At 64.8% G+C, this 11,335-nt stretch carries 14 protein-coding genes and 2 pseudogenes; 3 read left to right on the plus strand and 13 right to left on the minus strand.

Going from position 1 to position 11,335, the window contains the following annotated elements; translation table 11 throughout:
• Positions 1-1,054, minus strand: a pseudogene (locus VN047_RS10465) (DNA mismatch repair protein MutS); the annotation flags it as partial.
• A 130-nt stretch (positions 1,055-1,184) separates the two neighbouring features.
• Between VN047_RS10465 and VN047_RS10470 the strand changes: the two are divergent.
• The gene (locus VN047_RS10470; protein ID WP_325542414.1) at positions 1,185-3,449 is read left to right on the plus strand and encodes an NADP-dependent malic enzyme; all 2,265 of its coding nucleotides are present in this window, start codon (positions 1,185-1,187) and stop codon (positions 3,447-3,449) included.
• 56 nt (positions 3,450-3,505) lie between these two features.
• Here VN047_RS10470 and VN047_RS10475 read toward each other — a convergent pair whose 3' ends face one another.
• The gene (locus VN047_RS10475) at positions 3,506-3,991 is read right to left on the minus strand and encodes an outer membrane protein assembly factor BamE (protein ID WP_325542416.1); all 486 of its coding nucleotides are present in this window, start codon (positions 3,989-3,991) and stop codon (positions 3,506-3,508) included.
• 170 nt (positions 3,992-4,161) lie between these two features.
• Here VN047_RS10475 and VN047_RS10480 point away from each other — a divergent pair, with 170 nt between their 5' ends.
• Complete coding sequence (locus tag VN047_RS10480) at positions 4,162-4,695, plus strand: ubiquinol-cytochrome C chaperone family protein (RefSeq protein ID WP_325542418.1); 534 nt, start codon at positions 4,162-4,164, stop codon at positions 4,693-4,695.
• Complete coding sequence (locus VN047_RS10485; RefSeq protein ID WP_325542419.1) at positions 4,692-5,222, plus strand: DUF177 domain-containing protein; 531 nt, start codon at positions 4,692-4,694, stop codon at positions 5,220-5,222. The genes VN047_RS10480 and VN047_RS10485 overlap by 4 nt, the downstream gene beginning before the upstream one ends.
• Positions 5,223-5,247: 25 nt before the next feature.
• On the opposite strand, the gene VN047_RS10490 is transcribed toward VN047_RS10485, so the two are convergent.
• The 11 genes and pseudogenes from VN047_RS10490 to VN047_RS10540 form a co-directional block, all read right to left on the minus strand.
• Complete coding sequence (locus tag VN047_RS10490) at positions 5,248-5,934, minus strand: hypothetical protein (protein WP_325542421.1); 687 nt, start codon at positions 5,932-5,934, stop codon at positions 5,248-5,250.
• A 47-nt stretch (positions 5,935-5,981) separates the two neighbouring features.
• Positions 5,982-6,641, minus strand: a complete 660-nt coding sequence (locus VN047_RS10495) for an adenylate kinase (protein ID WP_325542423.1) — start codon at positions 6,639-6,641, stop codon at positions 5,982-5,984.
• 46 nt (positions 6,642-6,687) lie between these two features.
• Positions 6,688-8,061 (minus strand): preprotein translocase subunit SecY, encoded by a 1,374-nt coding sequence (gene secY, locus VN047_RS10500; RefSeq protein WP_325542425.1) that lies wholly within the window; start codon positions 8,059-8,061, stop codon positions 6,688-6,690.
• Between the two features lie 205 nt (positions 8,062-8,266).
• Entirely contained in the window at positions 8,267-8,791 is a 525-nt protein-coding gene (gene rplO / locus VN047_RS10505; protein WP_325542426.1) for a 50S ribosomal protein L15, read from the minus strand.
• A gap of 45 nt (positions 8,792-8,836) precedes the next feature.
• Positions 8,837-9,043, minus strand: a complete 207-nt coding sequence (locus tag VN047_RS10510) for a DUF1737 domain-containing protein (RefSeq protein WP_325542428.1) — start codon at positions 9,041-9,043, stop codon at positions 8,837-8,839.
• Between the two features lie 4 nt (positions 9,044-9,047).
• Entirely contained in the window at positions 9,048-9,233 is a 186-nt protein-coding gene (rpmD, locus tag VN047_RS10515) for a 50S ribosomal protein L30 (RefSeq protein ID WP_325542430.1), read from the minus strand.
• Between the two features lie 4 nt (positions 9,234-9,237).
• On the minus strand, positions 9,238-9,936 hold the full coding sequence (rpsE, locus tag VN047_RS10520; RefSeq protein ID WP_325542431.1) for a 30S ribosomal protein S5: 699 nt from the start codon (positions 9,934-9,936) through the stop codon (positions 9,238-9,240).
• A gap of 2 nt (positions 9,937-9,938) precedes the next feature.
• Entirely contained in the window at positions 9,939-10,292 is a 354-nt protein-coding gene (gene rplR / locus VN047_RS10525; protein ID WP_037556384.1) for a 50S ribosomal protein L18, read from the minus strand.
• Positions 10,293-10,295: 3 nt separating this feature from the next.
• The gene (gene rplF / locus VN047_RS10530; protein ID WP_184646419.1) at positions 10,296-10,829 is read right to left on the minus strand and encodes a 50S ribosomal protein L6; all 534 of its coding nucleotides are present in this window, start codon (positions 10,827-10,829) and stop codon (positions 10,296-10,298) included.
• Positions 10,829-11,233: a 30S ribosomal protein S8 gene (rpsH, locus tag VN047_RS10535; protein WP_037515661.1), complete on the minus strand. Its 405-nt coding sequence runs from the start codon at positions 11,231-11,233 to the stop codon at positions 10,829-10,831. The genes rplF and rpsH overlap by 1 nt, the downstream gene beginning before the upstream one ends.
• A gap of 12 nt (positions 11,234-11,245) precedes the next feature.
• Positions 11,246-11,335: pseudogene (locus tag VN047_RS10540) on the minus strand (30S ribosomal protein S14); the annotation flags it as partial.

Consider the following 11,335-nt stretch of genomic DNA (forward strand, 5'->3'; position numbering starts at 1 on the left):
CGCGCCACAAAGCGTCGCGCGCGAGCCCGTCGACCAAGTCGAGCCGGTCGAGGATCGCCGCCTTGTCGGTGAGCGGGCTTGCCAGATCATCGGCGAGCAGGCGCGCACCCGCCGCGGTCACCGTGCGATCGATGGTGCCGAGCAGGCTGCCGTCGCGCGCACCCGCCATCGTGCGGACGAGCTCGAGACTCTCGCGCGTTGCCGCATCGATTGCCATTCGTCCCGACGCGAGGTGGCGCAGCGGCGGCTGGAGGAAGGTCGGGCCGCCGGTGCCGACATGGTCGAGATAGGCGACGAGCGCGCCCATCGCAGCGATTTCGCCGCGGCCGAATTGACCGAACCCGTCGAGCGTCTGGACGCCAAAGAAGGTTTCGAGCCGCTTCTGCGCCGCGGTGCTCGAAAAATCGGCAGGTGGCCGGCGTACGATCTGTCGTGCCGACGATATCGGTAGCTCATCGGCGGACTCGCTGAGCAGCAATTCCGATGGCGCAAGCCGGGCGAGTTCGGCATCGACCGCCAGCGCCGGCACGGCAACGACTTCGAAGCGCCCGGTCGAAATATCGGCGGCGGCGATCGCCACCTCGCCGTCGCTACCGATCTGCGCGAGCGCCGCGAGCCGGTTCGCACTGCGTCCTTCGAGCAGCGATTCCTCGGTCAGCGTGCCTGCGGTGACGAAGCGCACGATGTCGCGCGCGACGAGCGCCTTCGACCCGCCGCGTGCCTTTGCCTCGGCGGGGGTTTCGATCTGCTCGGCGATCGCCACGCGGTGACCGGCGCGGATCAGCCGCGCGAGATAGGATTCGGCGGCGTGCACCGGCACCCCGCACATCGCCACCGGCTGTCCGTCATGTTCGCCGCGCGAGGTCAGCGCGATATCGAGCGTCGAGGCTGCCGCCTTGGCATCGTCGAAGAACAGCTCGAAGAAGTCGCCCATGCGATAGAAAAGTAGGCAATCGCCCGCCTTGTCTTTCAGCGACCAATATTGCGCCATCATCGGCGTCGCGGCGGGCGCGGGGTTGTTCGAATTGGCAGCGGAGCGGGCGGTGACAGGCATGCAACATGCTTAGGGACGGATATAGGGCCGTGGCAAGCATGCCACGCGATTCGCGGGTTCCATTTCCGCTTGGCGACGCTAGGGAATGGGCTCGGGCGCGCAGCTTGTGGATCAGTTGAGAGGATTAATGATGGACAGCGGCAGCAAGGTGCAGTTTTCAGACCGCGAAGCCCTGCTTTACCACGAATATGGACGGCCCGGAAAAATCGAGATCGTCGCATCGAAACCGATGGCGACGCAGCGTGACCTCAGCCTCGCCTATTCGCCCGGCGTCGCAGTGCCGGTGAACGCCATCGCCGAAGACCCGTCGAAGGCCTATAATTATACCGCCAAGGGCAACCTCGTCGCGGTCATCTCCAACGGCACCGCGATCCTCGGCCTCGGCAATCTCGGCGCGCTCGCCTCGAAACCGGTGATGGAAGGCAAGGCGGTGCTGTTCAAGCGCTTCGCCGACGTCGATTCGATCGACATCGAGGTCGCGACCGAAGATCCGCAGCGTTTCATCGACGCGGTCGAGTTGCTCGAGCCGACCTTCGGCGGCATCAATCTCGAAGATATCGCGGCGCCCAACTGCTTCATCATCGAGGCCGCGCTGAAAGAGCGCATGAACATCCCGGTGTTCCATGACGACCAGCATGGCACCGCGATCATCACCGCCGCGGGGCTGATCAACGCCTGTTACCTGACGGGCCGCGACCTCAAGGATATCAAGGTCGTCGTCAACGGCGCCGGCGCCGCGGCCATCGCGTGCACCGCGCTGATCAAGGCGATGGGCGTGCGACATGAAAATGTGATCATGTGCGACCGCAAGGGTACGATCTACCAGGGTCGCACCGAAAGCATGGACCAGTGGAAATCGGCGCACGCGGTGCCGACCGAAGCGCGCAACCTGACCGAGGCGCTCGTCGGCGCCGACGTGTTCCTCGGCCTGTCGGCGGCCGGGGCGCTGAAGCCCGAGATGGTGAAGGATATGGCGCCCGCGCCGATCATCTTCGCGATGGCGAACCCCGATCCCGAAATCTCGCCCCCCGATGCGCGCGCCGCACGGCCCGACGCGATCATCGCAACCGGACGATCCGATTATCCCAACCAGGTCAACAACGTCCTGTGTTTCCCGTTCATCTTCCGCGGCGCGCTCGACGTGCACGCGACCGCGATCAACGAGGAGATGAAAATCGCCGCGGCCCATGCAATCGCCGATCTCGCGCGCCAGCAGGTGCCCGAGGAAGTTGCCGCGGCTTATGGCGGCCGCGCTTCGAGCTTCGGCCCCGAATACATCATCCCGTCGCCCTTCGACCCCCGCCTCATGGAAATCGTTCCCGCCGCGGTCGCCAAGGCCGCGATGGACTCAGGAGTCGCGCAGCAGCCGATCGAGGATCTCGACGAATATCGCAATCGCCTCCGCGCGCGGCTCAATCCGACAACCTCGGTGCTGACGCTCGCCTACGAAGCCGCGCGCGCCAATCCGAAGCGCGTTGTGTTTGCCGAGGGCGAGGAGGAGGTCGTGCTGCGCGCCGCGATCCAGTTCCGCGACGGCGGTTATGGCATTCCGGTACTCGTGGGCCGCGAAGGGCTGCACGACAAGCTGCGCGCAATGGGCGTTGCCGATGCCGACAGCTTTGAAGTCCACAACAGCGTCAACTCGCCGCATGTCCCGCAGATGGTCGACATGCTCTATGAGCGGCTGCAGCGACGCGGTTACCTGCGCCGTGACGTCGAGCGCATGGTCAACCGCGACCGCAACATTTTCGGATCGCTGCTGCTCAAGCTCGGTCTCGGCGACGCGATGATCACCGGGACGACGCGTACCTATTCGCAGACGATGCGCGAAGTACGCCGCGTGATCGATCATGCCGAGGGCAAGACGCCGTTCGGGATCCACGTCCTTGTCGACCAGCATCACACGATTTTCATGTCCGACACGACGGTCAACGAGCGGCCGACCGCCGAGATGCTGGCCGATATCGCCGAACGGACTGCACATGTGGCACGCCGTATGGGACACGAACCGCGCGTGGCGTTCCTCTCCTATTCGACCTTCGGCAACCCCCCGGGTTCGTGGCTCGACAATATTCGCGAAGCGGTATCGATCCTCGACCAGCGGGATCCCGGCTTTGAATATGAAGGCGAAATGGCGCCCGATGTCGCGCTGAACGCGAAGGTGATGAAGAATTATCCCTTCTGCCGCCTGTCGGGTCCCGCGAACGTGCTGGTGATGCCGGGGCTGCAGTCGGCCAATCTGTCAGCCAAGCTGCTGCGCGAACTCGGCGGCGGCGCGGTGATCGGCCCGATGCTGGTCGGCATGGAAAAACCGGTGCAGGTCGCGACGATGGCATCGACCGCGTCCGACCTTGTCACCCTGGCCGTGCTCGCGGCGGGCGGCATCGCGCAATAAGGAAAAGCGGCGGCGCCGTAAGCGCCGCCGCTTTTTGTCGGGAACGTACCGAAAGCTCAGCGGGGCGGAGCGCCGCCGGCGCCCGGCGCGCCCACCGCGCCGATATTGCCGAAGATATCCTCGAAGAAGCTGCGCTGACGACCGAGCGTCGGCGTCTTGTCGCCTTCGGGGCTGATCTTGCTCACCAGGTCGAGACCGGTGCGATCGACCGCAGCGACGTTGCCCGCCGGATCGAAGCGGACGCGCAGCACCTCCTGCGACACGGGGCGCGGCTTGGCAAAAGCGAGCTGGCGCGTTTCGCGCGACACATAATAATATTCATTGTCGCTGAACTGGCCGACGAAGGTCGGGCGGCCGAGCGTCTTTTCCACCGATTCGCGGTTGTCGACGCCGGGGGTGATCGCCTGGGTCAGCGTCGGATCGACAACGTAGCCCTGCCGGCCCTTGAGCTGCGCGCACCCGCTGGTGGCGAGCGCGACGACGAGGCCGAGCGCGAAAAGACGCGCGCGCGGGGCAGGAAACGAAAGGATCGATTTCGGCATCAAATATCTCCGTTGCGCCTGTCCGCCGCTGTCCGGCGGTCGGCGCTGGCCATCGCGCCTCTTAACCGCAAGCAGTGAGCGCGCACAAGCCGCTTGTGCCGCGGCAAAGCTTGCCACAAGCTGACCGAGGACCCTTTTCGGACGGGCCGAATGAGCCTAAGCGAATCGCCATGTTTTCTTCGCTTCGCAAACTTTTCACATCCGAACCCGACCCGCGCGAGACGCGCCGTCCGCTGTGGAACGCGGTCGTCGCAACCGCACGCGCGCCGCACTGGTATGCGCAAGGGACCGTCCCCGACACACTCGATGGCCGGTTCGACATGATCAGTCTGGTGATGGCGCTCGTCCTGCACCGGATCGACGAAGATCCGGCCCAGGGAATCGCCGGTGTCCAGCTCACCGAATTGTTCGTGAACGACATGGACGGGCAGATGCGCCAGATAGGCTTTGGCGACATGGTCGTCGGCAAACAGGTCGGCCGGATGATGAGCGCCCTCGGTGGCCGGCTGGGCGCCTATCGCGCCGCCGACGGATCGGATGCGCTCAGACAGGCGCTGATCCGTAACCTGTGGCGCGGCGAGGCGCCCGCCGAAGCGGGTCTCACCCACGTAATGGCCGAAGTGGCTGCCTTGCGTGCGGTGCTGGCGACGACGCCGGTGTCCGACCTCATCGTCGCCGACCAACTCGTCGGGACCGCGCGGTGAATTCCGCTCCCGAATTCCCGCTCGTCGTGACGCTGGCCGACGCCGCGCACGGCCGCGACATTTCGGTCGAGGCCGACGTCGAAGCGCGATCGCGCATTGCGGAACGGCTGGGACTGGCCGCGCTCGACCGTTTTGCCGTGACCGCCGCCATCCGCGCGGTCGCAGGCGGGATCGCCGCCAAAGGCGAAGTGCGCGCCGATGTTGTCCAGCATTGCGCCGCCACCGACCTGCCGGTTCCCGCAAAGCTGACCGAACCCTTCGACCTCCGCTTCCTCCGCGATATCGACGCGCCGGTGAGCGAAGACGAAGAGATAGAGATCAGCAGCGATGATCTCGACCTGCTGCCGCTCGAAGGCGACCGGATCGACCTTGGCGAAGCCGCGGTGCAAACGCTGTCGCTCGCACTCGACCCCTTTCCGCGTCACCCCGACGCCGACCGCATCCTTGCCGAAAAGGGTGTGCTCAGCGAGGAGGCTGCGGGGCCCTTCGCGGCGCTCGCCAAATTGCGCGGGAAGCCGGACGCCTAGCCTGCGCACAGCCTTGCAAGGACTTCTATTCGGGCTCGGTCTTCGGCTCTTCCTTGACCAGATCGGCCACCGCAGCGTCGAGTCCGGGCTCCTCTTGCGCATCGGGCGCGTCGGCGGTCGGTTTGCCAGCCCCTTCGTCCGTTTTTTCGTCGCGCGTCGGGGAGAGCGCGCCGCCGAGCGCACCGGCGAGGCCGCGCAGTTGTTCACCGATCACCTTGTCGACCGCAGGCGCGATTTCGGCGACCTTGAAGCGCATATAGCCGCCGACGACATAGTCGAAGCGCAGCGCGCTACCCGTCGGCGTCTCCTTGATCTGGATCGTCAGCGTGGCGTTCAGCGCTTCGCCCTGCAACGGGCCGAAAGCGCCCGACAGCCGGAGCATCTGGCCCGGTTTCGCAAACAGGATGCGCGCATGCTGCACGCTGCCGACGCCCGATCCGCCGTCGGGCAATTTTTCGCAGAAACATCCGCCGGCCTGCGAATCGAGCCAGAAGTTCGCGGCGTCGCCCGACCAGCTATGCTCCTTCGACCACCAGTTTTGCGGCATGCGGAGCATTTTCCACACATCGGCAGGCGTTGCCGCGACCTGCACCGTGTGCGCGACGGTGAAGCCGCTATCGCTCTGGTCGATCACTTTGGCGGTCGCAGCCGCAGGAGCGAAAGCGATCGCAGCAGTGATCGCAGTGCACGTGAAATATCCTGAAATTGCCATCAGCCCGTTCCCCCTCGCGCCTCAATAACCGGCGCGGGGAAAACTGGCTAGCCGGCAGTCGCGAGGACCGTTTCGATCGCGTCGTTGACCTGATCGATCGGCGCCATGCCATCGACGTGCGTCACGATGCCGCGCGCCTCGTAGATCGGCAGGATCGGCGCGGTCTTGGCGCGATATTCGGCCATCCGCGTGCGCACCGTTTCCTCATTGTCGTCGGGGCGGCGCTTGAATTCGCGGGCACCGCAGACATCGCAGACATTGTCTACCTTGGGCAGCTTGTAGCGGTCGTGATAGCCCGCCCCGCAAACCGCGCAGGAGAAACGGCCGGTGATGCGGTCGACGAGCGCGTCTTCTTCGACCTGCAGCTCGATCACATGGTCGAGCTTGCGCCCCCGGTCGCTGAGGATCGTATCGAGCGCCTCGGCTTGCGCGGCGGTGCGCGGATAACCGTCGAAGATCACCGAGACGTCGCCGCCGAGCTGGTCGAGGCGTTCGCCGATCAGGCCCGAGACGATCTCGTCCGAAACGAGCTCGCCGGCATCCATGACCGCTTTCGCCTGCAGCCCGATCGGCGTTCCCGCCTTGACCGCGGCGCGCAGCATATCGCCCGTCGAGAGCTGGACCATGCCATGCTCGTCCTCGAGGCGTACTGCCTGCGTTCCCTTGCCCGCACCCGGCGGACCCAGCAAAATGATATTCAGCGTCATGGAGGCCCCTGTTTCCTGCCCTGCGCGGATTGGCGTAGCGGGCGCTTTAGCGCCGCGCAACGCCCCCCTTCAATTTGGCCTTCTTGATGAGGTCGCCATATTGGTGCGCGAGCATGTGGCTCTGGATCTGGCTGATCGTGTCGATCGTGACGTTCACGATGATCAGCAGGCTGGTGCCGCCGAGCTGGAACGGCAGGCCCGACCCGGCGATGAAATATTCAGGGATCAGACAGATCGCCGCCAGATAGGCCGCACCAAGCACGGTGATGCGCGTCAGCACATGGTCGAGATAGGCGGCGGTGTTCTTGCCGGGGCGGATGCCGGGGATGAAGCCGTTCTGCTTTTTGAGATTGTCGGCGGTTTCCTCGGGATTGAAGACGACGGCGACGTAGAAGAAGCAGAAGAAGATGATGCCCGCGGCGTAGAGCGCCATGTAGAGCGGCTGACCGTGCGCGAGATACTGGTTGAGCGTGATCAGGAAATCGCCGGTTGCGGTATCGCCCTGGACATTCTGCCCCATCATCTGCGTGATCGTCAGCGGCATCAGCAGCAGCGACGAGGCGAAGATCGGCGGGATCACGCCCGCGGTATTGACCTTCAATGGCAGATGGCTGCGGTCGGCCTGCATCACGCCGCGCTGCGTCGCCCGCTTCGGATACTGGACGAGAACGCGGCGCTGCGCGCGTTCCATGAAGCTGATGAAGGCGATGATGACGATCGCGCCGCCAAGCACCGCGATGATCGTGCCGCCGCCCATCGAGCCTTCGCGGACCTGCGTGAACATCTGTGCAAAGCTGCGCGGCAGCTGGGCGAGGATGCCCGCCATGATGATCAGCGAGACACCGTTGCCGATCCCGCGGCTGGTGATCTGCTCGCCGAGCCACATCAGGAACAGGGTACCGCCGACGATGCTGATCACCGCGCCGATACGGAACAGCATGCCCGGGTCGACCACCGCGGCAATGCCATTGCTCGCGCCGAGCGATTCAAGCCCGACGGCAATGAAATAGCCCTGGATCGCGGTCAGCGCGACGGTGCCGTAGCGCGTGTACTGGTTGAGCTTCTTGCGCCCGCTTTCGCCCTCTTTCTTGAGCGCAGCGAGGCTGGGAGACAAGGCGGACGCCAGCTGCACGACGATCGACGCCGTGATGTAGGGCATGACGCCGAGCGCGATGATGCTCATCCGCTCAAGGCTGCCGCCCGAAAAGGTGTTGAAGATATCGAGGACGCCGCCCGACGCAGCCTGGCTGTAGAGCGACGCCAGCGCAACGGGGTCGACCCCCGGCAGCGGCACGAACGACAGGAAGCGGAAGACGATCAGCGCGCCGATCGTGAACCAGATACGGTTCTTGAGTTCGGTCGCCTGACCGAACTTCGAAAAGTTCAGGTTGGAAGCAAGCTGGTCGGCGCGAGAGGCCATGGGTGTTTTCCTCGGATAGTCCGGACCGCGCCCCCCGCGACCCGGCGCCTATGTGCGTTCGGCGGTGACGAAGCGCAAGGGGAAAGGCCTATTTTGCAACGCAGCCCGTCGATACCGGCTGCATCATCCGTTCGCATCGAACGGGAAAGTACAGATCGTCAAACGACGAAGGGCGGCCCGTATTCCGGACCGCCCCCTCGCCTGATTATTCCGCCCTGGCTTTGGCGCGGCGCTGGGCCTTCTTGCCTTCCGGCGCCGCTTCCTTGACTTCAGGCAGTTCGACCTTGCCGCCAGCCTTTTCGACCGCTTCGATCGCGCCCTTCGACGCGCCGGCGACGGCGAAGTTCAGCTTGGCGGTCAGTTCGCCCTTGGCGAGGAGGCGGACGCCGTCCTTGCCGCCGCGCGCCACGCCAGCGGCCTTGAGCGCGGCGTGGTCGATCACGGCCTTGGCGTCGAGCTTCTTCTCGTCGACGAGCTTCTGGATCATGCCCAGATTCACGATCGCGAAGTCCTTGCCGAAGATATTGTTGAAGCCGCGCTTCGGGATGCGCATGTGGAGCGGCATCTGGCCGCCCTCGAAGCCGTTGATCGCGACGCCGCTGCGGGCTTTCTGACCCTTCTGGCCGCGGCCGGCGGTCTTGCCCTTGCCCGAACCGATGCCGCGTCCGACGCGCATACGGCCCTTGCGGGCGCCATTGTTGTCACGAAGTTCGTTGAGCTTGATAGTCATGGTTGCACTCGCTTTCGCTGTGTTCGCGCTGGGGACCGAAAGGCTTCAGTCCGGTTCGATTTCACTCGACGGCTGAAAACCGGGATAGGGCCCGGCCTTCTCCATCACAATGGCCTGGGCGACATAGCCGCGGCCATCGACATTGGTAATCGAGGGGTTGCCATGCAGCTGCCACCCCCGGTTGAGCAGTCCCTCGACCCGCGCACAAAAGGCGCTGTCGTCCGGACCGGTCAACAGGCGGTAGAGCTTCATGAGCTTAGCCCTCGACGACTTCCACCATGTGCGGAAGCTTGCGGATCATGCCGCGTACTTCCGGCGTGTCGACCAGTTCGACCTCGCGGTTCATCTTGCCCAGGCCAAGGCCGGTCAGGATCGCACGCTGGCTTTTGGGACGACGGATCGGCGAACCGATCTGGCGGATCTTGATCTTCTTGTCAGCCATCGTCTTACTCCGTCACCGCCGCGGCTTCAGCCTCGGCTGCGCGGTCGGACGCGCCGCCACGCTTGATCAGGTCCGAAACCTTCTTGCCGCGACGCTGCGCGACCGACTTCGGGCTGGTCTGTTCACCGAGCGCCTCGAAGGTCGCGCGGATCATGTTGTAGGGGTTCGAGGTGCCGACCGACTTGGTCACCACATCGGCAACGCCCAGCGATTCGAACACGGCGCGCATCGGGCCACCGGCGATAATGCCGGTCCCGGCGGGTGCCGAGCGCAGCGTCACGTTGCCGGCACCGAAATGACCGCGGCCATCGTGGTGCAGCGTGCGACCGTCGCGCAGCGGAACGCGAATCATCGCCTTCTTCGCGGCAGCGGTTGCCTTCGAGATCGCTTCGGGCACTTCGCGTGCCTTGCCATGACCGAAACCGGCGCGGCCCTTGCCGTCGCCGACGACGACGAGCGCGGCGAAACCGAAGCGCTTGCCGCCCTTCACGGTCTTCGAAACGCGGTTGATGTGGACGAGCTTTTCGATCAGCTCTTCGCCGCCATCTTCGTCGCGCGGGCGACGATCGTCGCGGCGACCACGGCCACCGTCACGACCGCCACGGCCACCATCGCGACCGCCGCCACGGCCGCGGCGCGGAGCCTGGCCTTCGGTGGGAGCCGCCTCGGGGGCGCCTTCGACGTTCTGTACTTCGTCTGCCATAATCAGAACTCCAATCCGCCTTCGCGAGCCGCGTCGGCCAGCGCCTTGATGCGCCCGTGGAACAGGAAACCGCCGCGGTCGAACACGACCTGCGTCACGCCCGCCTTCTTGGCGGCAGCGGCGAGGCGCTTGCCGACATCGGCGGCAGCCGCCGTGGTCGCGCCGGTCTTGCCGCGGACATCCTTGTCGAGCGTCGAAGCCGAAGCGAGCGTCTGCCCGGCAGCGTCATCGATGAGCTGGGCATAGATGTGACGGCCCGAACGATGCACCGACAGGCGGGCACGGCCAGCGGCGCGCTGACGGAGGGCGGTACGAACGCGCTGACGGCGTTTCTGGAAAGGGGTAAGATGTGCCATGGCTTACTTCTTCTTGCCTTCTTTGCGGAAGATGTACTCGCCGCGATATTTGATGCCCTTGCCCTTATAGGGTTCGGGCTTACGCCAACGGCGGATTTCCGCCGCGACCTGGCCGACCTTCTGCTTGTCGATGCCGGTGATCTCGATCGTCGTGTTGTCCGGCGTCTTGATCTCGATGCCTTCGGGCACCGCGAAATCGACATCATGGCTGTAGCCGAGCTGCAGCTTCAGCGTCTTGCCCTGCGAGTTGGCGCGATAGCCGACACCGGTGATCTCGAGGACCTTGGTGAAGCCTTCGGTCACGCCCGTGATCAGGTTCTGGACCAGCGTGCGCTGCATGCCCCAGAAAGCGCGCGCTTCGCGGGTGCTGTTCGCGGGCTGAACCGAAATGCTGCCTTCGCCGACTTCATATTTGATGTTGTCGGAAAGCGGCATCGCGAGCGTGCCTTTGGGACCCTTGACCGACAGCTGGCCGCCGTCGATCGCGGCGGTGACGCCGCTGGGAATTTCCACTGCCTTTTTACCAATGCGCGACATCAGAACACCTCCGCCAGCACTTCGCCGCCGACATTATGTTCGCGTGCTTCGGCATCCGACAGGACGCCGCGCGGGGTCGACACGATGGTGATGCCCAAGCCGTTGCGGATGATCGGCAGTTCTTTCGAACCCGAATAAACGCGGCGGCCGGGCTTCGAAACGCGCGCCACATGGCGGATCGCCGGCTGCCCTTCGAAATATTTCAGTTCGATGCGAATACCCTTGTGCTGGCCCTTCGCGCCCAGCGCTTCTTCGCTGTAGCCGCGGATATAGCCTTCGCGCTGGAGAACATCGAGAACGCGGACACGCAGCGTCGAAGCCGGCGTCAGGACGCTGTCCTTCTTCGCCGTCTGGCCGTTGCGGATGCGGGTGAGCATATCACCCAGGGGATCGGTCATTGCCATCTTGTCAGTCCCTTACCAGCTCGACTTCACAACACCGGGGATCAGGCCCTTGTTGGCCAGATCGCGGAGCTGGATACGGCACAGCCGGAATTTGCGATAATA

This window comes from Sphingopyxis sp., assembly GCF_035565275.1.
Lineage (GTDB): Bacteria > Pseudomonadota > Alphaproteobacteria > Sphingomonadales > Sphingomonadaceae > Sphingopyxis.